General features: G+C 73.8%; 25 protein-coding genes. 4 read left to right on the top strand and 21 right to left on the bottom strand.

All coding sequences use genetic code 11. The features are described 5' to 3' along the window. Positions 1 to 48: 48 nt before the first annotated feature. From AC1UE4_RS02835 to rsmB, 6 genes are all read right to left on the bottom strand, one after another. Complete coding sequence (locus AC1UE4_RS02835) at positions 49 to 696, bottom strand: response regulator transcription factor (protein ID WP_482918190.1); 648 nt, start codon at positions 694 to 696, stop codon at positions 49 to 51. 11 nt (positions 697 to 707) lie between these two features. Then, entirely contained in the window at positions 708 to 2,462 is a 1,755-nt protein-coding gene (locus AC1UE4_RS02830; protein WP_482915707.1) for a sensor histidine kinase, read from the bottom strand. Then, the gene (locus tag AC1UE4_RS02825) at positions 2,459 to 2,860 is read right to left on the bottom strand and encodes a response regulator (RefSeq protein WP_482915706.1); all 402 of its coding nucleotides are present in this window, start codon (positions 2,858 to 2,860) and stop codon (positions 2,459 to 2,461) included. Before AC1UE4_RS02825 ends, AC1UE4_RS02830 begins: the two co-directional genes overlap by 4 nt. A 45-nt stretch (positions 2,861 to 2,905) precedes the next feature. Beyond that, positions 2,906 to 3,568: a ribulose-phosphate 3-epimerase gene (gene rpe, locus AC1UE4_RS02820; RefSeq protein ID WP_482915705.1), complete on the bottom strand. Its 663-nt coding sequence runs from the start codon at positions 3,566 to 3,568 to the stop codon at positions 2,906 to 2,908. Further along, a complete protein-coding gene (locus AC1UE4_RS02815) occupies positions 3,565 to 3,792 on the bottom strand; it encodes a zinc-ribbon domain-containing protein (RefSeq protein ID WP_482915704.1) in 228 nt (75 codons plus the stop codon). Before AC1UE4_RS02815 ends, rpe begins: the two co-directional genes overlap by 4 nt. Positions 3,793 to 3,853: 61 nt before the next feature. After that, entirely contained in the window at positions 3,854 to 5,248 is a 1,395-nt protein-coding gene (rsmB, locus tag AC1UE4_RS02810; RefSeq protein ID WP_482915703.1) for a 16S rRNA (cytosine(967)-C(5))-methyltransferase RsmB, read from the bottom strand. Positions 5,249 to 5,321: 73 nt separating this feature from the next. Between rsmB and AC1UE4_RS02805 the strand changes: the two genes are divergently transcribed. Further along, complete coding sequence (locus AC1UE4_RS02805) at positions 5,322 to 5,822, top strand: hypothetical protein (protein WP_482915702.1); 501 nt, start codon at positions 5,322 to 5,324, stop codon at positions 5,820 to 5,822. 36 nt (positions 5,823 to 5,858) lie between these two features. Here the strand turns inward: AC1UE4_RS02805 and ligD are convergent, their stop codons facing one another. Genes ligD through def form a run of 3 tightly spaced genes read right to left on the bottom strand, consistent with a single transcriptional unit; the run spans position 5,859 to position 8,234 of the window. Then, positions 5,859 to 6,761, bottom strand: coding sequence for a non-homologous end-joining DNA ligase (gene ligD, locus AC1UE4_RS02800; protein ID WP_482915701.1), 903 nt, complete (start codon positions 6,759 to 6,761; stop codon positions 5,859 to 5,861). Between the two features lie 28 nt (positions 6,762 to 6,789). After that, positions 6,790 to 7,650 carry a methionyl-tRNA formyltransferase gene (locus tag AC1UE4_RS02795; RefSeq protein WP_482915700.1) on the bottom strand — a complete coding sequence of 287 codons (861 nt, stop codon included), beginning with the start codon at positions 7,648 to 7,650 and terminating at the stop codon, positions 6,790 to 6,792. Next, a complete protein-coding gene (def, locus tag AC1UE4_RS02790; protein WP_482915699.1) occupies positions 7,647 to 8,234 on the bottom strand; it encodes a peptide deformylase in 588 nt (195 codons plus the stop codon). Before def ends, AC1UE4_RS02795 begins: the two co-directional genes overlap by 4 nt. Positions 8,235 to 8,262: 28 nt before the next feature. Here def and AC1UE4_RS02785 point away from each other — a divergent pair, with 28 nt between their 5' ends. Together AC1UE4_RS02785 and AC1UE4_RS02780 are read left to right on the top strand one after the other, a co-directional pair. Further along, positions 8,263 to 8,598, top strand: coding sequence for a hypothetical protein (locus AC1UE4_RS02785; RefSeq protein ID WP_482915698.1), 336 nt, complete (start codon positions 8,263 to 8,265; stop codon positions 8,596 to 8,598). Further along, positions 8,595 to 9,350: an LLM class flavin-dependent oxidoreductase gene (locus AC1UE4_RS02780; protein ID WP_482915697.1), complete on the top strand. Its 756-nt coding sequence runs from the start codon at positions 8,595 to 8,597 to the stop codon at positions 9,348 to 9,350. Before AC1UE4_RS02785 ends, AC1UE4_RS02780 begins: the two co-directional genes overlap by 4 nt. Before the next feature lie 34 nt (positions 9,351 to 9,384). Here the strand turns inward: AC1UE4_RS02780 and priA are convergent, their stop codons facing one another. From priA to AC1UE4_RS02740, 8 genes are all read right to left on the bottom strand, one after another. Continuing rightward, complete coding sequence (gene priA / locus AC1UE4_RS02775) at positions 9,385 to 11,433, bottom strand: replication restart helicase PriA (protein WP_482915696.1); 2,049 nt, start codon at positions 11,431 to 11,433, stop codon at positions 9,385 to 9,387. After that, positions 11,417 to 12,052 carry an MOSC domain-containing protein gene (locus tag AC1UE4_RS02770; RefSeq protein ID WP_482915695.1) on the bottom strand — a complete coding sequence of 212 codons (636 nt, stop codon included), beginning with the start codon at positions 12,050 to 12,052 and terminating at the stop codon, positions 11,417 to 11,419. The genes priA and AC1UE4_RS02770 overlap by 17 nt, the downstream gene beginning before the upstream one ends. 42 nt (positions 12,053 to 12,094) lie before the next feature. Further along, positions 12,095 to 13,060 (bottom strand): hypothetical protein, encoded by a 966-nt coding sequence (locus AC1UE4_RS02765; RefSeq protein WP_482915694.1) that lies wholly within the window; start codon positions 13,058 to 13,060, stop codon positions 12,095 to 12,097. A gap of 104 nt (positions 13,061 to 13,164) precedes the next feature. Next, positions 13,165 to 14,400 (bottom strand): methionine adenosyltransferase, encoded by a 1,236-nt coding sequence (metK, locus tag AC1UE4_RS02760; protein WP_482915693.1) that lies wholly within the window; start codon positions 14,398 to 14,400, stop codon positions 13,165 to 13,167. Then, positions 14,397 to 15,992, bottom strand: coding sequence for a DUF3352 domain-containing protein (locus AC1UE4_RS02755; RefSeq protein ID WP_482915692.1), 1,596 nt, complete (start codon positions 15,990 to 15,992; stop codon positions 14,397 to 14,399). The genes metK and AC1UE4_RS02755 overlap by 4 nt, the downstream gene beginning before the upstream one ends. Next, on the bottom strand, positions 15,979 to 17,307 hold the full coding sequence (der, locus tag AC1UE4_RS02750) for a ribosome biogenesis GTPase Der (protein ID WP_482915691.1): 1,329 nt from the start codon (positions 17,305 to 17,307) through the stop codon (positions 15,979 to 15,981). Before der ends, AC1UE4_RS02755 begins: the two co-directional genes overlap by 14 nt. Next, the gene (cmk, locus tag AC1UE4_RS02745) at positions 17,304 to 17,882 is read right to left on the bottom strand and encodes a (d)CMP kinase (RefSeq protein WP_482915690.1); all 579 of its coding nucleotides are present in this window, start codon (positions 17,880 to 17,882) and stop codon (positions 17,304 to 17,306) included. Before cmk ends, der begins: the two co-directional genes overlap by 4 nt. A 26-nt stretch (positions 17,883 to 17,908) precedes the next feature. Beyond that, positions 17,909 to 19,345 (bottom strand): PP2C family protein-serine/threonine phosphatase, encoded by a 1,437-nt coding sequence (locus tag AC1UE4_RS02740; RefSeq protein WP_482915689.1) that lies wholly within the window; start codon positions 19,343 to 19,345, stop codon positions 17,909 to 17,911. Positions 19,346 to 19,377: 32 nt separating this feature from the next. Between AC1UE4_RS02740 and AC1UE4_RS02735 the strand changes: the two genes are divergently transcribed. Beyond that, positions 19,378 to 19,677 (top strand): hypothetical protein, encoded by a 300-nt coding sequence (locus tag AC1UE4_RS02735; RefSeq protein WP_482915688.1) that lies wholly within the window; start codon positions 19,378 to 19,380, stop codon positions 19,675 to 19,677. 6 nt (positions 19,678 to 19,683) lie between these two features. On the opposite strand, the gene aroA is transcribed toward AC1UE4_RS02735, so the two are convergent. The 4 genes from aroA to hisC form a co-directional block, all read right to left on the bottom strand. Beyond that, positions 19,684 to 20,991: a 3-phosphoshikimate 1-carboxyvinyltransferase gene (gene aroA / locus AC1UE4_RS02730; RefSeq protein ID WP_482915687.1), complete on the bottom strand. Its 1,308-nt coding sequence runs from the start codon at positions 20,989 to 20,991 to the stop codon at positions 19,684 to 19,686. A 10-nt stretch (positions 20,992 to 21,001) separates the two neighbouring features. Continuing rightward, positions 21,002 to 22,060 (bottom strand): prephenate dehydrogenase/arogenate dehydrogenase family protein, encoded by a 1,059-nt coding sequence (locus AC1UE4_RS02725; protein WP_482915686.1) that lies wholly within the window; start codon positions 22,058 to 22,060, stop codon positions 21,002 to 21,004. A gap of 2 nt (positions 22,061 to 22,062) precedes the next feature. Further along, positions 22,063 to 23,106 carry a 3-deoxy-7-phosphoheptulonate synthase gene (gene aroF / locus AC1UE4_RS02720; RefSeq protein ID WP_482915685.1) on the bottom strand — a complete coding sequence of 348 codons (1,044 nt, stop codon included), beginning with the start codon at positions 23,104 to 23,106 and terminating at the stop codon, positions 22,063 to 22,065. A gap of 258 nt (positions 23,107 to 23,364) precedes the next feature. Beyond that, on the bottom strand, positions 23,365 to 24,450 hold the full coding sequence (gene hisC, locus AC1UE4_RS02715; protein ID WP_482915684.1) for a histidinol-phosphate transaminase: 1,086 nt from the start codon (positions 24,448 to 24,450) through the stop codon (positions 23,365 to 23,367). Between the last annotated feature and the right edge of the window lie 141 nt (positions 24,451 to 24,591).

Genomic DNA, 24,591 nt, shown 5'->3' with positions numbered 1-24,591 from the left:
CGTGGTCGGGGGGTCTCCGCGCAATGGGGGATCGCCCTTAGTGGGCGACTAATGGGCGCGGACGTAAGTGAGGACCGCCAGCACGCGGCGGTGGTCCTCGGCGGCCGGGGCGAGCCCGAGCTTGGTGAAGATGCTGGTGACGTGCTTCTCGACGGCGCGCTCGCTGACGACGAGCGCCTCGGCGATGCCGGCGTTCGACCGGCCCTCGGCCATCAGCTGCAGCACCTCGCGCTCGCGGGGGCTGAGTGGCTCGAGCGGGTCCTCGCGGCGCTTGCGCCCGAGCAGGCGGCTGACGACCTCGGGATCGAGCGCGGAGCCGCCGTCCGCGACGCGCCTCACAGCCTCGACGAAGCGGTCGAGGTCGCCGACGCGGTCCTTGAGCAGGTAGCCGAGGCCGTCGGCCCCGTCGCCGAGCAGCTCCAGCGCGTAGGCCTCCTCGACGTACTGCGAGAGGACGAGCACGCCGGTGCCGGGGAAGCGCTCGCGGATCTCGGCGGCCGCGCGCAGGCCCTCGTCGGTGTGGGTCGGCGGCATCCGGACGTCGACGACCGCCACGTCGGGCTTGTGGGCGCCGACCTTGCGCAGGAGGTCCTCGGCGTCGGCCGCCTGCGCGACGACGTCCATCCCGGCGTCCTCGAGCAGCCGTGCGACGCCCGCGCGCAGCAGCATCTGGTCGTCGGCGAGGACGACCCGCAGCGGTGCGCCGGTCAGTTCGGGCACGGCACCCTCGCGCGAACGACCGTCCCGCGGCCGGGCTCGCTCTCCACCTCGAGGCGGCCGTCGAGCGCGGCGAGGCGGTCGGCGAGCCCGCGCAGGCCCGTGCCCGCCGCGGGATCGGCGCCGCCGATCCCGTCGTCGCGGACCTCGACGAGCGCGAAGCCGTTCTCGCGGCCCACGCGGACCTCGGCGTGGGAGGCGTGGGCGTACTTCGAGACGTTCGTCAGGGACTCGGCGACGACGAAGTAGGCGGCGAGCTCGACGGACGCGGGCAGGCGCTCCTCGGGCAGGCGCTCGACCTCGACGGGCAGCGGGGCGCGGTCGGCGAGCGACTCGAGCGCCGGGCCCAGCCCGCGGTCGGTCAGCACGGCCGGGTGGATGCCGCGGGCGAGCTCGCGCAGGTCCTCGAGCGCCGAGCGCGCCTCCTCGCGCGCGCCGTCGAGCAGCTCGCGCGCGGCGGCCGGATCGGCGTCGAGCCGGGTGTTGATGAGGCCGAGCTGCAGCGACAGCGACACGAGCCGCTGCTGGGCGCCGTCGTGGAGGTCCCGCTCGAGCCGGCGGCGCTCGGCCAGGCCGGCTTCCACGAGCCCCCGGCGCGAGCGTTCGAGCTCCTCGACGCGGGCGCGCAGCTCGGCGTCGAGGCGAGCGTTCTCCAGCGACAGCGCCGCGGCGCTCGCGACGGCGACCACGAGCGCGGGGTCGTCGTTCAGCGCGGCGTCGTAGATCAGCCCGCCGACGAGCCGCCCCTCGTGCTCGACGGGGATGCAGGCGCGGTCGTCGCCATGCCGGTTCAGCTCCGCGCGCCGGCCGTCGCTGTCGACGAAGTGCTCGCGCTCCGGCAACCAGTACACGACCTCGAGCGTCGGGTCGCCGAGGGCGTCCGAGAGCGCGTGGCGCAGCCGCTCTTCGCTGGGCGCCGCGCCGAGCGCGCCGACGACGTCGAGGATCGCGCCCGCGCGCCACCAGCGGCTGCGGGCCAGCCCGACGAGGAACGCGAACGGGACCGCCGCGAACGCCGTGAGCATGATCAGGCTGACCATCTTGGCGGCCGTCGACTCGACGCCGGGGCGGTTGAGCGCGAGCGCTGCGGCGATGGTCGTCACCAGGGCGGCTCCCGTCCACAGCACGGGCGCGAGCTCGCGGCGCCCGCCGGGGCTCGCCCGGCGCCAGCGGTCGATGAGGACCTTCGCGACGGCGACGACGAGCGCGATGCCGATGAGCGACCCGGCGATCTCGATGGTGTCGGCTAACGCCGGGACGTCGTGGATGAGGAAGACGTTCTTCGGCGGGTCGTCGATGCCGCAGCGGCAGTCGGCGCGGAAGAACATGATCCCGACCGGGACGAGCGTGGCGAGCGCGTAGATGCCGTACACGAGGCGCTGTTGGTACGGCTGCTCGACGCGCCCGGTCGGGTACGCGAGCAGCATGTGCACGGCCACGGCCAGGCAGAGCGCGTTGAAGGCCAGGCCGATGCTGAAGACCAGCGGCGCATCGGAGGCCACGAGCGCCGAGAGGAAGAACGCGAAGCCGACGGCGACCATGTAGAAGCCGATCCGGTTCGCCGGCCGGCGCGCCCACGCGAACAGGCCGGTCCCGATCCAGGCGGCCATCACGGCGCCGATCAGGATCGCGTCGACGACCGGGGCGTCCTCGGTGTCGCTCGTCGCGACGATCGCGATCTCGGCGGCCATCAGCATGAGGCCGAGCAGCCCGATGGCCAGGAGCGCGCGCCGCAGGCCGGTCACCGGTGCGCCGCCCCCTCCGCGGGATCGCCCCCGAGACCGGGTGCCGGCGCGAGCAGCGCGCGGATCGCCGCCCCGCTCAGGTCCGCCTTCGCCACGAAGCCGCGCGCGCCGCTGCGGGCGATGAGCGGGCCGAAGTCGCACGCCTCGCGGCTCGAGACCAGCACGATCGCGGGCGCGGTGCCGTTCGCCGTCAGCCGCTCGGCGACCGCGAAGCCGTCGAGATCGGGCAGGTTCACGTCGAGGAGGACGACGTCCGGCCGCAGCTCGTGCACCGCGGCGATACCGGAGGCCCCGTCGGCCGCCTCGCCGACCACCTCGAAGCCGTCGGCCATCAGCAGCAGCCGCGCGGTGGCGCGGAAGCTCGGGTGGTCGTCGACGATCAGGACGGTGGGCGCCATGGTGAACCACCATCATCGCCCGCCGGGCGGCGTCCGTGGGTGGGGCTAACCACACCCCGCCGCGGCGGCGATCTCCCGGTACGCCGCCGCGGGGTCCGGCTTGCCGAAGATCGCCGAGCCCGCCACGAACGTCGTCGCCCCGGCGCGGGCGCACGGCCCGGCGGTCTCGGGGTCGATGCCGCCGTCGACTTCGACCGCGACGTCGTCGCGCACGCGCTTGCCCAGCGCGCGGATCCGGTCGACCGAGCCGTCGATGAACCGCTGGCCGCCCCAGCCGGGGTTGACGGTCATGCAGAGGACGAGGTCCGGGTGGACCGCGAGCGCCTCGGTCGCGGTGCCGGGGTTGATCGCGACGCCGGCGGTCGCGCCGGCCTCGCGGATGAGGTTGAGCGTGTAGTCGACGTGCGGCGTGGCCTCGACGTGGAAGGTCACGTTGTCGGCGCCCGCCTTGACGAAGTCGACGACGTGGCGCTCCGGCCGCTCGATCATGAGGTGCACGTCGAGCACGGCGTCGCCGGGCAGCGCGTCGCGCAGCGCGCCGACGACGTTCGGGCCGAAGGTGATCGGCGGGACGAAGTGGCCGTCCATGACGTCGCAGTGGATGAGCCGCGCGCCGGCGGCCATGACCTCCTCGACGTGAGCCGCGAGGCGGGCGAAGTCGGCCGAGAGGATCGAGGGGGCGACGCCGCGCAGGCGCTCCGGCGTCACACCGGGCACAGCATCGAAGCGCCGCAGTTCATGCACTCGGTGTTCGCCGTCGTGGACATCCGCACGATCGTCGCATGCTCGCCGCAGTCGGGGCACACCGACCGCAGCTCGTAGCGGTGCAGGCAGTTCACGCAGCGGAAGCGCCCCGGCAGGTTGGTGGGGCGCAGCCACGGCTCCGCGCAGTTGGGGCACGCCATGCCGAGCTTGACGTCGTCCGCGCTCACCCGGCCACCCCGGTTCTCGCGCCGCCGGCGCCGGCCACCCCGATGCTCTCTCCGCGCGCGCTCATCCAGTGGACTCTAGGACCGAGACCTCGAAGCCCGCTGAACGCGTCTCGTGCGGCCAGAGGATCTCGGAGGTCCGGATCTCGAAGCGTTGGAGGTCGTGCAGGAGCGCGCTGTTCTCGGCGGGGTCGAGCGTGCACGTGGACCACACCAGCACCCCGCCCGGACGGACGGCGGCGGCCGCGGCGGCGAGGATGCGGTCCTGCTCGGCGATGAGCCCGGCGATCCGGTCCGGGTTCATCCGCCAGCGCAGGTCCGGCCGCGCCTGCAGCGTCCCGAGCCCGGAGCACGGCGGATCGGCGAGCACGCGGTCGAACGGGCCGTCGGTCCGCGGCTGCGCGGCGTCGGCGACGTCGATCGCCGCGATCGTCACGCCCATCCGCTCGCACGTCCGGCGCAGCCCGTCGGCCCGGTCGGCGTTGCGCTCGACGGAGACGATCTCGCCCTCGTCGCCCATGAGCGCGGCGAGATGCGTGGTCTTGCCGCCCGGCGCGGCGCAGAGGTCGAGCACCCGCTCCCCCGGCTGCGGAGCGACGAACCGGGAGATCGCCTGCGACGAGCGCGACTGCGGCATGAAGTGCCCCTCCGCCCACAGCGGGTGTGCGAAGGCGTCGAACGCGCCCCGCACCACCACCGCATCCTCGCTGCCGGCGATCTGCGGGGAGGGGCTCCCTCCCCCTGCGACGACCTCCGAGGAGGGGCTCCCTCCGCCTGCGACGACCTCCGAGGAGGGGCTCCCTCCGCCTGCGACGACCTCCGGGGAAGGGCTCCCTCCCCCTCCGCCGGCCTCCGGAGGCCGGTCTCCGCCCGGGACCTCTCCGCCGACCGCCGCCGCCAGCTCTTCGGGCGTCGTCTTCAGGCGGTTCGCCCGCAGCGCGAGCTCGGGCGGCTCGTTGAGGCGCGTCATGAGCGCCGTCGCCGTCTCCTCGCCGTACGCGGTGCGCCACAGGTCGGCGAGCCAGGTCGGGTACGACAAGCGGGTCGCCTCGTCGTCGATGGCGGCGAGGATCTCGGGCCCCTCGCCGGCGGCGCGCCGCATGATCGCGTTGACGAACCCCGTCGCGGCGCTGTTGCGCACGAGCGCGACGGTCTCGTCGACGGCGGCGTGCGCCGGAACGGCGTCCATCAGCAGCAGCTGGAAGACCCCGAGCTGGAGGGCCGCCCGGACGGGCGGATCGAGCTTGCGGCGGCCGGCGAGCTGCCCGATGACGTGGTCGAGCGTCCGGCGTCTTTGGATGGTTCCGAACGCCAGCGCGCGGGCGAAGGCGCGGTCGCGGGGTTCGAGGTCGCGCGCCTCCGCATGCAAGGCCTGATCGGCGAAAGCGCCCTCCTCGAAGACGCGCCGGACGACGCGCAGAGCGGCCCGGCGAGCGGGTGAGGCGGCACGGCCGGACACCCCACCGAGGGTACGAACGCGCCGTTGTGGGTACCCCCCGGGGCGCATGTTGTGGTGGAAAGACGACCGTTCGATGGCCTACGCGATCCTCGAGCAGGGGCGCGCGATGGCGGCGCGCGCCCGCGATGCCGCGGACGACCCCGCCGAGCTGCTCGCGCTCGACACGGCCCATCGCGGCTTCGGGCGGGCCGCCTACCTCATCTCCGAGGACCTGCTCCCCGGCGTCCGGCCGGCGCTGTGGCTGATGATCGACGAGGCCGGCCCGGCCGCGCTCGGCGGCCCCTCGGGCCCCGCGCAGGCGCTGCTCTTCGCCATCCACGGCTCCGTCGCCGTCGAGCGCTGCCTCGACGACGACCAGGACCTCTCCCGCGTGCAGGACGCCCACCGGGCCGTCCGCGAGGCGCACACCGCCCTGACCGCGCTTCTCGGCGTCCCGACCGCCGCCGCGCTGACGATCGAGGCCGCCCGCGAAGGCCGCCTCACGCGCAACTGGCAGCGCGAGCACCTCCGCCCGCCGCGCCTCGACGAGGTCCTCACGCGGCAGGCCGCGACGCCGCTCCCGAAGGCCGCCTAGAGCCCGAAGGCCGCCTCCGGAGGATCGTCTCCGGAGTCAGAGGCCAAGGGCCTTGCGCGCGGCGCCGAGGCCGGTGGCCGACGCCGCGATGTCCGCCCACGGATCCCCTTCGCGCTCGAGGCGCGCGGGGACGTCGCGCAACGTGAAGCCGTCGGGGCGCAGGGCGTCGTCGGACAGCTCCTCCCAGCGCAGCGGGGTGGCGACCGGCGCGGACGGCTTCGCGCGCAGCGAGTAGGGGGCGACGCCGGTGTGGCCCCAGCGGACGCGGCCGACGTCGACGTAGATCCGGTCGCCGCGGTTCGCGATCTTGAACTCGCCGGTCACCTCGTCCGGGTGGCGGTCGATCAGCTCGCGGCCGATCGCGCGAGCGACCTCGGCGACCTCGTCATGCTCCGACGTGCGCCGCAGCGGCGCCACGACGTGGATGCCGCGTGAGCCGGTGACCATCGCGAACGGCTCGAGCCCGCACTCGCGGTACAGCTCGCCGCACGCGAGCGCCGCCCGGCGGACTGCGGCGAAGTTGTCGACCTGCGGATCGAAGTCGATGATCAGCCGGTCCGGGCGGTCGAGCTTGTCGGCGCGGCTCGTCCAGGCGTGCAGCGCGACCGCGGCCTGGCCGGCGAGGTAGACGAGCGTCGCAGCGTCGTCGGCGACCACGTGCGTGACCGACCCACCCTGCTTCGGCACCGTGGCGTGCGAGACCCAGTCGGGGAAGTGCTTCGGCATCGCCTGGGTGAAGAGCCCGCGCCCCTCGACGCCATCCGGGTATCGGTCGAGGTTCAGCGGCCGGCCGCGCACGTGCGGCACCATCGCCGGCGCGACCGCCAGGTAGTACTCGGCGACGTCGAGCTTGGTGACGCCGGGGAAGAGCTCCTTCGCGGGCCGCTTGACCTCGACGGAGCGGCGACCCGCGCGGAGGGAGACGGCGTCGCCGCTCACCGACGCCTCACGGAGCCGGCCCCCACGATCATCGCCGGTGCCCTCGCAGCCAGTCGGCGGCCGCCATCGGCTTGCCGCCCGGCGGCTGCACGACGGTCAGCGCGAGCGTCCCGTCGGCCGTCTGGACGTTCACCGCGTCCTCGCGCGCCCCCACCGCCGCGCCGCGGACGCCGAGCAACGTCCCGTCGTCCAGCGCGATCCGCGCCCCGATGTGCGGGGTGAGGGCGCGGACGACGCGCTCCAGCTCGGCCGCGGTCCCGGACGACGGGTCGAGCGTCCGGTCCTCGGCCGTGATCTTCTCGGCGTACGTCACGCCGACGTCGGGCTGCTCGACGAACTCCGGGTCCTCGTCGAGCACCCGCAGCAGCAGGTCGCCGCTCAGCGTCTCGAGCCGCTCGCTCAGCGTGCCGTACGTGTCGTCGGGACGGATCGGCTCGACGCCCGTCGCGGCCACGGGCCCGTCGTCGAGCCCCGGCGTCAGCGCCATGATCGACACGCCCGTCTCGGCGTCGCCGGCCATGATCGCCCGCTCGACCGGCGCCGCTCCGCGCCAGCGCGGCAGCAGCGACGGGTGGACGTTGCGGATCGGTCCGAACCGGCTGAGCAGCGGCTCCTTGATCAGCGCGCCGAACGCGCACAGCACGACCGACTCCGGCGCGTAGGCGGCGATCTCGTCGACCGCCTCGGGCTCGTTGACGCGCTCGGGCTGGAGCAGGTCGAGGCCCAGCTCCCGCGCCACGACGGCGACCGGCGGCGGCGCGAGCTTGCGCCCGCGGCCCTTGGGAGCGTCCGGCCGGGTGACGACGACGGCGGGGCGGTGCGGCGAGTCGGCGAGGCGCCGCAGCACCGCCGCGGCGAAGTCCGAGGTCCCGAGGTAGGCGGTCCTCACGCGAGCGACTGCTCGCGCTCGCGCTCGCGTTCGCGGAGCGCGCGGATCGCCTCCTTGCGCTGGTCGCGGCTCGTGCGGTCGAGGATCAGCACGCCGTCGAGGTGGTCGATCTCGTGCTGGATCACCCGCGCCTCCAGGCCGCTGGCCTCGACGAGGATGTCCTCGCCGGTGCCGTCCTGCGCGCGGACGCGGATGTGGATCGGCCGCTCGACGTCGACGACGATGCCGGGGATGCTCAGGCAGCCCTCCTCGCTGATCTCCTCGTCGCGGCTGGACCACTCGATGTCCGGGTTGACGAGCGCCTGGACCGGGCTGTCGGGCTCGACGCGGTAGACGAGCAGCCGATGCGACACGCCGATCTGCGGGGCCGCGAGGCCGATGCCGAGCGAGTCGTGCATGAGCGCTCCCATCCGCCGGATCTCCTCGCGCAGCTGGTCGTCGAAGGCCTCGATCGGACGGGCCTTCGTCTTCAGCACCGGGTCGCCGAACTGGCGGATGTGCGCCATCGCCGCCTCGCGGCGCGCACGGGTCTCGGGGTCGAGCGCGGGCGGGCGCTCGGTCTGCTGGTCGTCCTCGTCGGCCATCGAGGCCTCAGTGTAGGTTGGCGGCGCTGTGAGCGAGCACGACGACGAGCATCAGATCGGCTACAAGGTCCTGCCGCGCGGCACCCCGGTCTTCGCGTCCGACGGCACCGAGGTCGGCAAGGTCCACCGCGTCCAGGACAACGTCCGCGAGCACATCTTCGACGGCATCGTGATCGTCACGTCGGAGGGCAAGCGGTTCGTCGACGCGCCCGAGGTCGACCGGATCACGAACAAGCGGGTGACGCTCACGATCGCGGCGAAGGAGGTCGACGACCTGCCGGCCCACAAGGGGATGCTCGGGCACATGGAGCAGCGGCTGCAGCGCAGGGCGAACCGCTTCAAGCGCCGGTTCGAGCGCCCGTGAGCGCCCGCCGCGCCATCTTCGTCGCGCCCTTCGGCGAGCTGTTCGACCCGCGCGTCGTCGCCGACCTCGCCGCGCGCGCCGAGGACCGCGGCTGGGACGGCTTCTTCCTCTGGGACCACATCCGGTACTCGCCGCCGGAGCTGCCGGTCGCCGATCCGTGGGTGACGATGGCGGCGATCGCGACGGCGACGGAGCGGGTGCTCATCGGCCCGCTCGTCACGCCGGTCGCGCGCCGCCGGCCGCACAAGCTGGCGCGCGAGACGGTCACACTCGACCACCTGAGCGGCGGGCGGCTCGTGTTCGGCGTCGGCCTCGGCAGCGACGGGCACGGCGAGTTCGTCGACTTCGAGCCGGTCGTCGAGCCGAAGGAGCGCGCGAAGCTGCTCGACCTCGGGCTCGCGCGGCTGCAGAACTACTGGGAGGGCGCGTTCCAGCCGCCGCCGGTGCAGAAGCCGCGGATCCCGGTCTGGGTCGCCGCCCGCTGGCCGAACCGCCGCCCCGTCCGCCGCGCGCTGCAGTGGGACGGCCTCTTCCCCATCGATCTCTCCTCCCCCGACGAGCTCGCGCAGCTGGCCGGGGAGGTGACCGAGCAGCGCGGCCGCGACGCCGGCCCGTTCGACCTCGTCGTCACCAACCCGGCCGACGTCGACCCCGCGCCGTGGGCGGCCGCCGGCGCAACGTGGTGCCTCACCGGCTTCGGCTCGCAGCCCGAGCTCGCCGCCGTCACCGCGGCGATCGACGCCGGCCCCTGACGCACCATCCGGGGACAGACCCCAAGCGGTGCGGTCACTGCGGGTCGACGTCCACGCTGATCGCGACGTCCTTCGCGACCTTCGTCCCGGCGATCGCGTCGACCGCGTCGCCGATCGCCTTGACCGCGCGGGCGCGCTTGGCCGGATCGGCCTTGATGACGAGCTGGAAGCGGTCGCGGCCGCGCAGGCGGAACAGCGGCGCGGGGCCGAGCAGCTTCGGCGGCCCGACGCCGAGCCGGTCGCGGAGCGCGGCCGCGGCGGCCGCCGCCGACGCCGCGACCGGCGACGAGCAGACGACCTTCACGAGGGTCGCGTACGGCGGGTAGCTCAGCGCCTTGCGGCGCGCCAGCTCGCCCTCGAGGAACGCGTCGGCGTCGTGGTGCGCGGCGGCGCGGATGCTCGGCGCGTCGGGCGCGAGCGTCTGGACGAGCACCTTCCCGCCCGCGTCGCCGCGGCCCGCCCGGCCGGCGAGCTGCGCGACGAGCGCGAACGTCCGCTCCTCCGCCCGGAAGTCGGGGAACCGCAGCGTCGCGTCGGCGTCCAGCACCACCCCGAGCGTCACGTCCGGGAAGTCGTGGCCCTTCGCGACCATCTGCGTCCCGACGAGCACGCCCGTGTCCGCCGCCTCGAACGCGCGCAGCACGTCGCCCGGCCGCGCCACGTCGGCATCCAGGCGCCAGACGGGCAGGCCGGCGGCCGCGAGCTCGGCCTCGAGCTTCTCCGTGCCGGCGCCGTGGCGCGCGACGCTCGTCGACCGGCACGCGGGGCACGTCTCCGGCACGCGCGCGCGGTGGCCGCAGTGGTGGCAGGCGAGCAAGCCGTGCGCCTTGTGGAGCACGAGCGAGACGTCGCACTGCGGGCACATCCACACGTGCCCGCAGGTGCGGCAGGTCAGGAAGTTCGACCAGCCCCGGCGGTTGAGCAGCACGATCGTCTTGCGCGCCGCGTGCAGCGCCTCGACGGTGTCCGGGTGCAGCGCGGCGCTCTCGCCGCGCATGTCGAGCACCTCCACGGGCGGCAGCGCGCGGCCGTCGACCCGTTCCGGAAGGCGGATCCGCCGCAGCGCCGCCATCGACTCCGGCCGCGGCGTCGCGGACCCACAGACGAGCGTCGCCCCGCGGCGCTCCGCGACGTGTCGGGCGTCGTAGCGCGGGTCGCCCTCGTGCTTGTACGACGGGTCGTGCTCCTCGTCGATGACGATCAGCCCGAGGTCGCGGATCGGCGCGAACACCGCCGACCGCGGGCCGACGCACACCCGCGCCTCCCCGCGCCGCAGCCGTTGCCACTCGTCGTAGCGCTCGCCCTTCGAGAGCTTCGAGTGCAGCACCGCGACCGTGTCGCCGAACCGCGCGACGAAGCGCGCCACGATCTGCGGCGTCAGCGCGATCTCCGGGACGAGCACGATCGCGCCCTCCCCCCGCTCGAGCAGCTCCTCGACGGCGTGCAGGTAGACCTCCGTCTTCCCCGACCCCGTCACCCCGTGCAGCAGCAGCCGCTCCCCCGGCGCCGCGCGGACGATGGCGTTGACGGCGCGCCGCTGGTCGTCCGTCAGCCCCGGCCGGCCACCGCGCGCGCCGACGGGAAGATGCACCGGAGCCCGCCGCTGCACCCGCGGCGAGATCTCGACCAGCCCCCGCTTCTCCAGCGCGCGAAGAGAGGCAAGATCGCCGCCCGCGAACCGCGGCAGCGACTCCATGACCGCTCGCTGCTTCTGGGTGAGCCTTTCATCCGGGGAGATGGGGCGGGCGATCTCCGCCCACAACGCCGTCTTCGCGCGGGCTCCCGTCGGCGGCATCACGAGCTGCAGCGCGCGGGCGAAGGTGGAGCAGTACTCCGCGGCCATCCACTCGGCGAGATCGACGAGCTCGGGCGGGACGCGCTCCTCGAGCACGCGGCGGGGCTCGACGAGCTTGTCGGCGGGGACGTCGGAGCGCTCGGCGACGTCGACGACGACGCCGGTGACGTCGCGGCGGCCGAACGGGACGACGAGCAGCGACCCCTTCTCGACCCCGTCGGGCTTCAGGTAGTCGAACGGCCCGCGCAGCGCTCGCGCGGTCGTGAGCGGCTCAACCCGCGCGATCACTGATCCACTGCCGCCAGTCGGGCAGCAGCCCCGGCGCCTCGAGCAGCTCGGGCAGCCGGTCCTGGTCGATGAGGATCGCGTGGGCCATGAGGCGCATCGAGACGCGATGGTCCGGCTGCGAGACGACCTCGACGCGATCGCCCGCGGCGACGGTGCCCTCGGTGACGATGCGGAGGTACGCGCCCGGGCGGCCCGCCTGGCCGAACGTCTTGACGAACCGGGGGTCGCCGAACTTCAGCCCGAGCTTGAAGCACGGCAGCCGCGGCTGGACCACCTCGAGCAGCAGGCCATCGTCGCCGACCTCCCACCGCTCGCCGACCAGAGCGCCGCTCGCGTCGATCCGCGACAGCGTCAGGTTCTCGCCGAACGCCCCCGGACCCAGCACGCGGCCGAGGCGCCCCTCCCAGAACTGCGTGTCCTCGCCGGCGTAGGCGTAGATCGCCTTGTCGGGCCCGCCGTGGACCGAGCGGTCCGCCTGGTCGTCGCCCTCGACGTTGACGCCGCGGACGGCGACGCGGCCGTCGACGGGCTCCTTCCAGATCGCCGTCGAGACGATCCGCTTGCCGGTGTCGACATCCCGCGGCCGACCGACGTTGACGCTGACGACCCGGCCGATCACGGCCCCGCAGGCTAGCCGCGGGGCCGGATCGCGAGGCCGGGGTCAGGCGCGCTTGGGCTTCGTGCCGCCCTTTCCAGAGCCGCCACCCTTGCCGCCGTTCCCGGAGCCGCCGCCCGACGACGTCGAGCCGCCGCTCGACAGGCTGCTCTCGCACGGCGCGGGGCCGGACTGCGACAGCGTCCCGTCGGCGTTGACCTGCGAGAACTGCGACCCGAGGAACTGGAGGATCGCCGTCGTCCGCATGCCCGTCAGCATCCCCGGCGTGTAGAAGAGGTCGGGGTCGCTGATGATGATGTGCGTGAAGTTGCCGGCCGACCGGTTGTCGGAGATCGTCACGCCGCTGCCCGAGTCGCCGGGGAAGCCCGCGCCGTACCAGCCGTAGCCGTCGCTGTACCACGTCGGCGCGAGGCCGCCCTCGGGCTTGCCCTGCGCGACCGCGACGCCGTAGCCGTGGCCGTAGTACTTGACGACCTGCGGGTCGCAGCCGTCGTAGACGCCCTGCGGGCCACCGGTCGGCGCCGCGGGGTTGACGCCCCACTTGGCGGCGACCTCGGGATGGACCTTGATCAACGCGAAGTCATCGCCGGGCTCCTCGCGCGCCGTCTGCTTGTAGACGGTCCCGACCTCGGCGAGCGTCGTGGAGTCGACCTGCATGATCACCGGCTCGCCGTTCGTGTCGGCGCAGTGGCTCGCGGTGCCGATGTACGGCTGCGTCCGCCAGTCGCTGCCGTCGCTGAAGATGAAGTTCGCGGTGCACCCGTACGGCGCGACGATGCAGCCGTTCGCGCTCACGCCCGGCGCCTGGTAGCCGGGGCAGTCGGTGTTCAGGTGCTCCTCGGCGACCTGCACGCCGTCGGCGCCCGCGGCGTGGATCTGCGCCCGCAGGTCGTCGGTGAGCCAGGAGGGTGCGGGCGCACGGAGGATCTCCGTCGTGGCGGCGTGGGCCGCGGGTGCCGCGACCAGCAGGCAGGCGGCGACGGCGAGCAGCAGGGACAGCGTTCTTCGCATGGCAGCGCTCCCTCGTGGGTCGGTCCCCATTGGACCGGGTTCTGGAGCGGACGGTTACCCGACCCGCTCCAGCCACGAACGAGCGCTGCGGTACGAGAAACGGACTACGCGGTCGCGGGCGCGCCGGACAGCCCGGCGGCCTCGCGCAGCACCTCGGCCTTGTCGGTGCGCTCCCACGTGAAGTCGTGGTCCTCGCGCCCGAAGTGACCGTAGGCGGCGGTCTTCTGGTAGATCGGCCGGTGGAGCTTCAGGTACTCCCGGAACGCGCCCGGGCGCAGGTCGAAGTGCTCGTCGACGAGCTGGGCGATCGTCCCGCGGCCGACGTGCTCGGTGCCGAACGTCTCGACCATGACCGAGACCGGGTGCGCGACGCCGATCGCGTAGGCGACCTGGACCTCGGCGCGGTCGGCGAGGCCGGCCGCGACGATGTTCTTGGCGACGTAGCGCGCTGCGTACGCGGCCGAGCGGTCGACCTTCGACGGGTCCTTGCCGGAGAACGCGCCGCCGCCGTGGCGGGCCATGCCGCCGTAGGTGTCGACGATGATCTTGCGGCCGGTCAGGCCCGCGTCGCCCACCGGGCCGCCGATGACGAACCGGCCCGTCGGGTTCACGAGGAAGTTCTTGCGGAGCTTCTTCGCGTCGTAGAGGTCCTTCGGCAGGATCGGCTCGACGACGTGCTCCCACAGGTCGTCGGGGATGAGCGACTCGGCGCCCTCCTTGTGCTGCGTGGAGATGAGGAGCTTCTCGATCTCCACCGGACGCCCGTCGCGGTAGCGGACGGTGACCTGCGTCTTGCCGTCAGGGCGCAGGTACGGGACGACCTCGGCCTTGCGGACGTCGGCGAGGCGCTTGGCCAGCCGGTGCGCGAGCGCGATCGGCAGCGGCATGAGCTCGGCCGTCTCGTTCGAGGCGTAGCCGAACATCATCCCCTGGTCGCCCGCGCCGGCGACGTCGAGCTCGTCGTCGTCGGCCGGGTCGGTGCGCGTCTCGTACGCCTTGTCGACGCCCTGCGCGATGTCGGGCGACTGCTTGTCGATCGCGTTGAGGACGGCGCAGGAGTCGGCGCTGAAGCCGAGGTCCGCGTCGGTGTAGCCGATGCGGCGGATCGTGTCGCGGGCGATCTCCTGGATGTCGACGTAGGTGTTCGTCGAGATCTCCCCGGACACCACGACCAAGCCGGTGTTCACGAGCGTCTCGCACGCCACGCGGCCGGTCGGATCGTCCTTCAGGACGGCGTCGAGGACGCCATCGGAGATCTGGTCGGCGACCTTGTCGGGGTGCCCCTCCGTGACGGACTCGGAGGTGAACAGGTACTCGTTGTCGGCAAGCGGCTGGGTCATGGGATCGAGAAGCGGATCTCCGCGGTCGTCTCCTCCTCGCCACCGGTCGAGCTGATCCCCACCGCGCGGATCTTCTGGAGATCGTCGCGGGCCGCGAGGTACGCGCGGCTGTCGTTGAGACCTGTCTGCTCGCCGAGCTCGAGGAGCTGGCTGAAGTCGAGGAAGCCTAGCGACCCGACCTCTTCGGGCCGCCCGGCTGTCACGTCCTTGAAGGCATCGGCGTCCTCGAGGCTGCCGTCGTGGTCCTTGAGGCGCTTGATCGCGTCCGGGCTCGTGGAGAGCACGAGCCGGCCGTCGAACACGGCGTAGCTGAGGGCCGCGCCGCTGGGCAGCTGGAGCGTGTGGGCGGTCACCGCGTCGCCGAGGTCCTTCTTCGACCAGGTCGGCGTGCTCTCGCCCTTCGGGCGCAGCAGCTTGGCCACCGGCTGCTCGAGCTGAGCGAGCGTCCGCGCCGTCGCGTCCTCGTCCGGCGTGCGGGCCATGACGCTGAGGCTGGGTGCGGGAACGCTCTTGAGGACGACGAACGCGACCTCGCCGTCGAACAGCTGCAGGAGGTCGCGCTCCAGGCGCCCGCCCGTGCTCTTCTGGAGCTCCTTCTGCAACGTCGCCAGCACGGGCCCGAGGCCGCCCGCGTTCGCCCCGCCGACCGACGCCGACAGCACGCGGCCGATCGGGCCGGAGATCCCGTGGACGCCGAGGTAGACCATCGCGTCCTCCGGGACGTCGGAGAGCAGCTCGGGCGAGAACGGCTTGCCCACGCCCTCGCGCTTCTTCTCCGCGGCGTCCAGCGCGCTGTGCACCGTCAGCGTCGCGTTGTCGTCGCCGGTCTCCAGCGCGACGGCGACGCTCTGCAGGGCGGGCTGGTCGAAGAGCACGGCGGCGGTCCCGAGCAGCCCCTGCTGCGGGACGAGCAGGCGGCGCAGGCCGCCCTCGGTCGCGTAGACCGTGGCGACGCGGCCGTCGGGCAAGCCGTCGACGGCGCGCTTGTAGAGCGCCTCCTCGTCGAGGCCGGGCGCGCGGTCGTTCAGCCCGTCGAGGCCCGCCTTGATCGTGCCGCTCTGCCCGATCAGCAGCCAGCCGTCCTTGATCGCGACGGTGAGCGAGCCGTACTCGGTGTACTCGTCGTCCTTGTACTCGCCGCGCGCGGTGGCCTTCGAGTTCGAGGCCATGAACTTCTCGGCGCGTGCCTCGTCGGTGACGGCGATCATGACGAGCGAGCCCGCGGTCGCCGTTCCGGCATCCGTGAGCGCCAGCGCGGCCTCGTCGCCGACCCACGGCAGCACGTCCTTCTCGGCGTCGACGTCCTTGCCGGCTCCGGCCAGGCGCCGCAGGATGGCGTCGCGCTGGGCGTCGTAGCTGTCGAAGCGCTTGAGCAGCTCGCTCGCGCGCTTGACGGCCAGGCGGTCGCCGTCGGTCGACAGGTCGGCGAAGACGATCGTGTTGCCCGGCGCGATCCGCGCGGCGTCGCTGCGCGGCGGCGCGTCGTCGCCGCCCCCGCACGCCTTGACCACGACCGCGACGAGCGCGACGAGGACGAGCACGCCGACCGCCAGCGCCGCCCGGCGGCGCCGCACGACGCTAGGCGGCGACACGGTCGCTCCGGCGCTGCTTGCGCTCGTTGAAGTCGATGATCACCGGGACGCCCGCGAAGCCGTAGCGCTCGCGCAGCCGGTTCTCGATGAAGAACGCGTAGTCGCGCGTGACGCGGGTGCGGCTGTTGACCTGGATCGCGAACCGCGGCGGGCGCTCGCCGATCTGCGCCATGTAGATGAGCTTGAGCCGGTGGCCCTGCTTCGCCGGCGGCTGGCGCGCCTGCGTGACCTCGCTGAGGAACCGGTTGAGATCGGACGTCGGGATCCGCGTGCGCATGCGGTCGCCGAGAGCGATCGCCTCCTGCAGCACGCGCTGGACGTTGCGGCCGCTCTTCGCGCTGGCGGTCAGCACCTTCGGGCGCAGGCGCAGCTTGCGGTGGACCTTCGCGCGCTCGTGGTCGAGGTCGTGCTCCTCCATCGCGGCGACGTCCCACTTGTTGAGCACGAGCGCGGTGGCGCAGTTGGCCTTCATCGCCAGCTCGGCGATCCGCAGGTCCTGCGACGTCACGCCGTCGGCGGCGTCGCACACGACCAGCGCGACGTCGGCACGCTCCGCGGCCCGCTGGCTGCGGAGCGCGGTGTAGTACTCGACCGACTCGCTGACCTTCGCCTGCCGGCGCATGCCCGCCGTGTCGACGATCACCAGGCGGCGGTCGCCGACGACGATCGGGAGGTCGATCGAGTCGCGGGTCGTCCCGGCGACGTCCGAGACGATCACGCGCTCCTGGCCGAGCACCTTGTTCACGAAGCTCGACTTGCCGACGTTCGGCCGGCCGATGACGGCGAGGCGGATGACGTCCTCGTCCTCCTCGGCCTCGTCCTCGTCGGGCAGGTGCTCGACGACCCCGTCGAGCAGGTCGCCCGTGCCGAGGCCCTGCGTCGCGGAGACCGCGATCGGGTCGCCGAGCCCCAGCGCGTGGAACTCGTGGGCGAGTGGCAGCGACTCGACGCTGTCGATCTTGTTCGCGGCGACGAGCACGGGCTTCGGCCAGCGGCGCAGGAGGTCGGCGAGCTCGTCGTCACCGGGTCGCAGGCCGGCCTTCGCGTCGACGACGAACACCGCGGTGTCGGCGTCGTTGAGCGCGGCCTGCACCTGCTCGCGGATCGAGCCCTGCAGCGGGTCCTCGTCGGCGAAGTCCACGCCGCCCGTGTCGATGAGCACGAACCGGCGGCCGTTCCACTCCGTCTCGATCTCGTTGCGGTCGCGCGTGATGCCCGCGCGCTCGTGCACGACGGCCTGGCGCGTCTGGCTGAGCCGGTTGACGAGGCTCGACTTGCCGACGTTGGGGTAGCCGACGACGGCGACCTTCCTCATCGCGCCAGCTCCACGATCCGCTCGACGACCTCGTCGATCGTCAGCCCCGTCGTGTCGACCTCGTGCGCGCCGTTGGCCTTGACCAGCGGCGAGTCGGCGCGCGTCGTGTCGCGATGGTCGCGCTCCTCGACGTCGCGCAGGACCTTGACGACGTCCTCGCCGGTCTCCTTCGCGCGGCGCTCGGCGCGCTCACGCGGGTCGGCCGTGAGGAAGACCTTCACCTCGGCGTCGGGCTTGACCACGGTCCCGATGTCGCGGCCCTCGGCGACCCAGTCGCCGTCGGCCAGCAGCCGCTGCTGCTGCTCGACGAGCGCGCGGCGCACCGTGGGGTCGGCGGCGACGCGCGACGCGCGGTCGCCGGCCTCCGGCGTGCGGATCCGGCCCGTGACGTCCTCGCCGTCGAGCAGGACGCGGTCGCCGTCGAGGTCGATCCGGGCGCTCACCGGGTCGTCGGCCAGCCCGGCCGCGCGGTACATCGCGCCCGTGTCCAGGTACGCGAAGCCGAGCGCGCCCGCAACGCGGCGCGCGACCGTGGACTTCCCCGCGCCCGCGGGCCCGTCGATGGCGACGACCATGCCGCCTCACAGTAGTGGCGGGGTCGTCACTGAGCGCGCAATGCGAGGACCGCGAGGTCGTCGCGCTGCCGGCCCCGCGACACCTCGAGGGCGAACTCCTCGATGAGCCGCGCGGCCTCCGGCGCCGAGCGCCCGGCGGCCCGCGACGCCGCGTCGCAGACCTCGTCGTCGTCGAGCAGGTGCCACGGCGCGCCCGCCTCGGTGACGCCGTCGGTGTAGATCAGCAGCAGGTCGCCCTGCGCGAGCGTCACCGACGACTCGGCGATCGTGACGTCGCGGAACGCGCCGGCGATGCCGCCCGGCCGGCCCACCATCTCGGTCGTCCCGTCGGTGCGCACGACCACCGGCAGCGGGTGCCCGGCGTTCGCCAGCGTCACGTCGATCGACCGGTCCGCCACCTCGAGCTCGGCGGCGACGAGCGTGCAGAACGCGTCGCGCGGCGTCTCGGTCAGCAGCACCCGGTGGACGTCCTGCACGACCTCCTCGGCGGTCGCGCGCCGGGCGAGCGCCCCGCGCGCCGTCTGCCGGGCCAGGCCGCCGGTGACCGCGGCGGCGGCGCCCTTGCCCGCGACGTCGCCGAGCAGCACGGCGCAGCGCCCGTGGCCGAGGTCCACCGCGTCGTAGAAGTCGCCGCCCACCTCTGTCCCGCGGCCGGCCGCCCGGTAGCGGACGGCGAGCTCGACGCCGTCGAGCGCCGGCAGCGACGGCGGCAGCAGGCCGCGCTCGAGGATGCGGGCGACGCTGTCGCGCTCGGAGTACAGCCGCGCGTTGGCGATCGACACGGCGGCGCGGCGGGCCAGCTCCTGCGCCGACTCGACCTCCGCGGCCGAGTACGCCCCGACCTCCTCGGAGGCGATGAGCAGCAGCCCGAGCACCTCGTCATGGGCGATGAGCGGCACGATCATCGTCGAGCGGATCCCCGCGTCGCGGGAGAGCCGGGCGCCGGACTCGCGCGACGCGCGCCGCTGCAGCTCCTCGCCCTGCCACAGGTCGTCGACGACGACCGGCCGGCGGGTGCTCAGCGCCTCCGCGATCCAGCTGCCGCGCAACGGGCGCGCCGCGTACTCGCTGCGCGCCGCCTCGGCGAGCGCCTCGTTGCGCGGGTCGCTGTTCGCGACGACCGCGCGCCGCAGGCCGCCCTGCTCGACGAGGTCGACGAGCACCCAGCCGCCGAAGCGCCCGAGCACGAGATGGGCGAGCGCCCGCAGCGCGACGTCGAGGTCGAGCGTCGCGTCGAGGACGACGCTGGCGCCGGCGAGGAACCGGAGGCGGTCGCGCTCGGCGACGGCCTGGGCGCGGGCCCGGTGCTCGGCGGCCACGAGCTCCCGCCGCTCGCGGTCGGCCTCGCGCAGGGCGGCCGCGACGCGCGCGGGCTCGACCGCGAGGCCCTCCTCGAGCTCGGCGAGCACGACGTCCGCCAGCCGTGGCGCGGATGGCGTGGAGACGGAATCCGGTTCCTCCACAGAGGTGCACCCTACGGGTAGAGTCGACCGCGATGGAAGAACGGGCCAAGGAGGGCCTTGCGCGTAGCGAGGCCGCGTTCAGGGAGCTGAACGAGCTCTTGGCGCCGCAGCACTTCGCCTGCGAGTGCGCGTCGCCGACCTGCTTCGCGACGCTCGAGCTGTCGTCGGAGCAGTACGAGGCCGCCCGCAGCCACCCCCGGCGCTTCATCATCCGGCCCGGCCACGAGTCCGGCGCGATCGAGCGCGTCGTCGAGCGCCACGAGAGCTACTGGATCGTCGAGAAGGTCGGCACCGCCGGCGAGCTCGCGCTCGAGCGCGACCCGCGCGGCTGACGCCGGTCAGGCCGCAGCCGTCAGCGTCGCCAGGTCGGCCTCGAAGCCGGGGTACGACACCTCGGCGGCCTCCATCCCCACGACCTCGACGCCCTCCTCGGACGCGAGCCCGGCGACCGCGCCGAGCATCGCCAGCCGGTGGTCGCCGTGCGCCTCCAGGGTGCCGCCGCGCAGCCTGCCGGTGCCGGTGACGACGAATCCGTCCTCGGTGGCCTCGATCTGAGCGCCGAGCCCGCGCAGCCCGTCGACGACGGTCGCGATGCGGTCGGACTCCTTGAGGCGCAGCTCCTCCGCGCCGCGCACGACGGTGCGGCCCTCGGCGAACACGCCGAGCAGCGCCACGAGCGGCAGCTCGTCGATCGCCAGCGGCACCTCGTGGGCGTCGACCTCGGTGCCGACGAGCGGCCCGGCGGTGACGTCGAGCTCGGTGATGGGCTCGGTGCGCGGGATGTCGTCGCCCTGCTCGGGCTCGAAGTCGCCGACCACGACGCCGCCCATCCGCTCGAGGATCCGGAAGAACCCGGTCCGCGTCCAGTTCACGCCGACGCGCTGGACGACGATGCGCGACCGCGGAACGAGCACGCCCGCGGCCACCATGAACGCCGCCGACGACGGATCGCCGGGGACGACGATCTCCTCCAGCTCCAGCTCGTCGGTGTTCGCGACGGTGACGAAGCGGCCGTTGCGGTGGATCGCGACGCCGGCGGCGGCGAGCATGCGCTCGGTGTGGTCGCGGCTCGGGACCGGCTCCTGGATCGTCGTCGCGCCGTCGGCCATGAGCGCGGCGAGCAGCACGCACGACTTCACCTGGGCGCTGGCGACGGGCAGCTCGTAGGAGATCGCGCGCAGCCGCGCCCCGTAGACGCGGAACGGCGGGAAGCGGTCGTCGCGCGCCTCGATCGTCGCGCCCATGCGGCGCAGCGGCTCGGCGATGCGGTCGACGGGGCGGCGGCGGATCGAGTCGTCGCCGTCGAGGACCCATGCGCGCCCCTCCTGCGCGGCCAGCCAGCCCGGCAGCAGGCGCATGAGCGTTCCCGCGTTGCCGACGTCGATCGGGTTCGTGACCTCGCGCGCCTCGCGCAGGCCGACGCCGCGCACGACGAGCTCGTCGTGGCCGCGCTGCTCGACGAGGGCGCCGAGCCGCCGGCACGCGTCGAGCGTGGAGTTCGTGTCGGCCGCGTCGAGGAAGCCCGTGATGTGCACGGGGTCGGCCGACATCGCGCCGAGGATCGCCGCCCGGTGCGAGAGCGACTTGTCCGACGGCGCGACGACGCTGCCCTTCAGCGCGGGTCCGGGCCCGAAGCGGGCGTTCATGGCTGTCCCCTCACCCGCGGGCCACCGGGAACCCGAGGTCGCCGATCAGCTCGAGTGCGCGGTTGGCGTGGTCGTCGCCGCTGACCCAGAGCGACACGCGTCCCTGCCGGAAGTCCGCTGATGGGCTGAGCGCCATGTCCACGATGTTGACACCCGCCCGGCCGAGAGCGAGGGCGAGGTCGGCGATCACGCCCGGGCGGTTGGGGACCGAGGCGCGCAGCTCGTGGACGTCGCCGCCCTCCAGGCCGGCCTCGAGCAGCGCCTTGCGGTCCTCCGCGGCGGCGTCGTTCCACGCCACGATCGCGTCCCGGTCGCCCGTGGTCAGCGCCTCGCGGACCTCGGTGAGCTTCGCGATCGTCGCGTCGATGCCGCCGACGAGCGCGTCGCGGTTGTTGAGGTAGATGTCGGCCCAGATGCCGGTGTTCGCGCCGGCGACGCGCGTGGCGTCGCGGAACGACGGGCCGGTCGGCGGGACCGACTCGCCGCCGAGCGCGCGCGCCGCCTGGTCGACGAGCACGTTGGCCAGCACGTGCGGCAGGTGCGAGACGCTCGCCATCAGCCGGTCGTGCGTCTCGGCGTCGATCGCCCGCGGCCGGGCGCCGAGCGCCGCGACCGCGCGGTGCAGGCGCTCGAGCAGGATCCCCGAGGTCCGGCTCGTCGGCGTGAGGTACCAGATCGCGCCCTCGAACAGGTCGGCGCGGGCGTGCTCCACCCCCGCCGTCTCGGCCCCCGCCAGCGGGTGGCCGCCGCAGAAGCGGGGGTCGTCCGCGACGACCGCGCGCTTCGTCGAGCCGACGTCGGTGACCGCGCAGTCCGCGGGCGCGGCCTCGAGGACGTCGCGCACCAGGCCCGGCAGCGCGCCGACGGGCGCGGCGACGAACGCGAGCTCCGCGCCGTCGAGCGCCTCGGCCAGCTCGGCGCACCCGGCGTCGATGGCGCCGCGCTCGCGCGCGGCGCGCAGCGCTTCGGGGTCGCGGTCGTACCCGCGCACCTCGGCTCCGAGCCGCTCACGGGCGGCGAGCCCCACGGACCCGCCGATGAGCCCGACGCCGACGACCGCGATCCGCAAGCTCAGGCGGCGGGCGCCGGGGCGCGCATGCTCTTGCCGACGATGTTCGCGGTGCGCTCGAGCTTGTCGGCGTACGCCGCGAACCCGTCCGCGAAGAGCTGCTGCGGGCCGTCGCAGATCGCCTCGTCGGGGTTCGGGTGGGTCTCGACGATGATCCCGTCCGCGCCGGCGGCGGCCGCGGCCAGGCTCAGCGGCTCGACCAGCGACCGGCGGCCCGCCGCATGGGACGGGTCGACGATGACCGGCAGGTGCGTGAGCTCCTTGAGCACGGGGATCGCGGTGAGGTCGAGGGTGAAGCGGTACGCGGTCTCGAACGTGCGGATCCCGCGCTCGCACAGCATGACGCTCGGGTTGCCCTCCTTGAGGACGTACTCCGCCGCCATGAGCAGCTCCTCGATCGTGCTCGACAGCCCGCGCTTGATGAGCACGGGGACGCCGGAGCGGCCGACCTCGGTCAGCAGCGTGTAGTTCTGCATGTTCCGGGCGCCGAGCTGGATGACGTCGGCCACCTCGGCCGCCGCCTCGATGTCGCGGGCGTCCATGACCTCGGTGACGACCGGCAGGCCGGTCTCCGCCTTCGCCTCCGCGAGCAGCCGCAGCCCCTCCTGGCCGAGCCCCTGGAACGCGTACGGCGACGTGCGCGGCTTGTACGCGCCGCCGCGGAACATCGTCGCGCCCGCCGCCTTCACGATCCGCGCCGTGTCGAGCACCTGGTCGCGCGACTCGACGGTGCACGGGCCGGCGATGAGCGCGAACGTGTCGCCGCCGACGCGCCGGCCGGCGATGTCGAGCACCGACGCCTCGCCCCGGTTCATCTGCAGCGAGGCGAGCTTGTACGGCTTGAGGATCGGCATCACGCGGTCGACGCCGTCGTAGGCCTCGAGCCCCAGCTCGCTGACGGCCTGCTCGTGCTCGTGGTCGCACACGGCGCCGATGAGGGTCACCTCCTCACCGCGGCTCAGGTGCGCGCGGGCCCCCGTGCCCTCAATGCGCTGCACGACATGCCCGATCTGGGTCTCGGTCGCGTTCGGTCTCATCACGATCATCACGGTCCTTCGATTCCTCTCTCAGCTACGCGAATTGGTGTTTCGCCTCTCACCCTCGTTCCTCGGGTAACCGGCGACGTCACGTTTGCCCTGCTGCTGACGACGCCCGGCCGCGGCGTCATGCCGACGCGCGGAGTTCTGGCCGGACGCCTAGAGAAATCGCCAGGCGTAGGAGAAGCCCGCGGCATACCAAGTACGGCTGGTGGCGGGCTTGACGCTCATGGCTGCGGCCAGTCTGGCAGAAAGCCGCGGCCGCGGCTAGGCGCGCAGCAGCTCGGCGAGCGTGTCGAGGAAGCGCTGGTTCTCCTGCGGGCGGCCGTACGTGACGCGCATCGCGCCCTCGCGGCCGAGCGCCGCGCCGGCCCGGACGAGCACGCCGCGCTGGGTCAGCCCGTCGATGATCGGCTTCTCCTCGACGTCGTCGGGCAGGTGCAGCCAGCAGAAGTTCGCGTGCGACTCGGCGACGCGCAGGCCCAGCTCCTCGAGGCCCGACTGCATCTCGACGCGGGCGACGACGGCGCGCTCGACGCGCTCGGCGACGGCGTCCTGGTGCTTGAGCGCCTCGATCGCCGCGGCCTGGGCGGCGGCGTTGCAGAAGAACGGCTGGCGGACCTGGTTGACCGCCTGGACGAACTTCTCGCTGCCGCACAGCGCGAAGCCGACGCGCAGGCCGGCGAGGCCGTAGACCTTCGAGAACGTCCGCAGCAGCACGAGGTTCGGGTGCTTGTCGAGCAGCTCGAGCGACGCGTCGGGGTCGTCGAGCAGGTTGAACTCGCAGTACGCCTCGTCGAGGACGAACGCGACGTGGTTCGGGACCCGCTCGGCGAACGCGGCGATCTGCTCGAGCGGCAGCGCCGTCGACGTCGGGTTGTTCGGGTTGCAGACGATGACCATCCGCGTCGCGGCGGTGATCTCGACCGCCATCGCGTCGAGGTCGTGCTTGTCCTCCGCGTCGAGGTCGACGGTGATCGCCCGCGCGCCGCTCGCCGCGGCGAGGTGCGGGTAGACGGAGAAGCTCGGCCACGCGTACACGAGCTCGGCGCCCGGCTCGAGCAGCGCCTCGCCGGCGGCGAGCAGGATGTCGCAGGAGCCGTTGCCGATCGCGATCCGGTTCGCCGGGACGCCGTAGCGGTCGCTCAGCGCGCCGCGCAGGCGGGCGTTCGACGGGTCCGGGTACCGGTTCAGCCCGTTCAGGGCCTTGGTGATGGCCTCGACGACCTGCGGCAGCGGCGGGTCCGGGGACTCGTTGGAGGCCAGCAGGGCGACGTCGTCGGGCAGCGCGTAGCCGCCGGCGACGGGGTAGACGGGGATCCGGCGGATCCGCTCGGCGAACTCGAGGGCCATGCGCCCCATTCTCGCACTCGAGTTCGAACCCACCGCTGGACAGGTCCCGGTCCGTCGGGCATCATCGATCGCTCGTGATGTCCCGTCTCGCCTCGTTCGCCGCTCACATGCCCGCCATCGCTGCGGGTGTTCCGGCGTACG

This window comes from Parviterribacter kavangonensis, from assembly GCF_056863335.1.
The sequence above is the reverse complement of the archived record's forward strand: the minus strand, read 5'-3'. Positions and strand labels throughout refer to the sequence as shown.

What these genes read in the sequence shown, in the direction of transcription:
- AC1UE4_RS02825 (WP_482915706.1), bottom strand. Translation starts at nt 2,860, where the DNA reads ATGGCGCCCACCGTCCTGATCGTCGACGACCACCCGAGCTTCCGCGCC.
- AC1UE4_RS02805 (WP_482915702.1), top strand. Translation starts at nt 5,322, where the DNA reads ATGGCCTACGCGATCCTCGAGCAGGGGCGCGCGATGGCGGCGCGCGCC.
- def (WP_482915699.1), bottom strand. Translation starts at nt 8,234, where the DNA reads ATGGCCGACGAGGACGACCAGCAGACCGAGCGCCCGCCCGCGCTCGAC.
- AC1UE4_RS02765 (WP_482915694.1), bottom strand. Translation starts at nt 13,060, where the DNA reads ATGCGAAGAACGCTGTCCCTGCTGCTCGCCGTCGCCGCCTGCCTGCTG.
- metK (WP_482915693.1), bottom strand. Translation starts at nt 14,400, where the DNA reads ATGACCCAGCCGCTTGCCGACAACGAGTACCTGTTCACCTCCGAGTCC.
- der (WP_482915691.1), bottom strand. Translation starts at nt 17,307, where the DNA reads ATGAGGAAGGTCGCCGTCGTCGGCTACCCCAACGTCGGCAAGTCGAGC.
- cmk (WP_482915690.1), bottom strand. Translation starts at nt 17,882, where the DNA reads ATGGTCGTCGCCATCGACGGGCCCGCGGGCGCGGGGAAGTCCACGGTC.
- AC1UE4_RS02735 (WP_482915688.1), top strand. Translation starts at nt 19,378, where the DNA reads ATGGAAGAACGGGCCAAGGAGGGCCTTGCGCGTAGCGAGGCCGCGTTC.
- aroA (WP_482915687.1), bottom strand. Translation starts at nt 20,991, where the DNA reads ATGAACGCCCGCTTCGGGCCCGGACCCGCGCTGAAGGGCAGCGTCGTC.
- aroF (WP_482915685.1), bottom strand. Translation starts at nt 23,106, where the DNA reads ATGATCGTGATGAGACCGAACGCGACCGAGACCCAGATCGGGCATGTC.
- hisC (WP_482915684.1), bottom strand. Translation starts at nt 24,450, where the DNA reads ATGGCCCTCGAGTTCGCCGAGCGGATCCGCCGGATCCCCGTCTACCCC.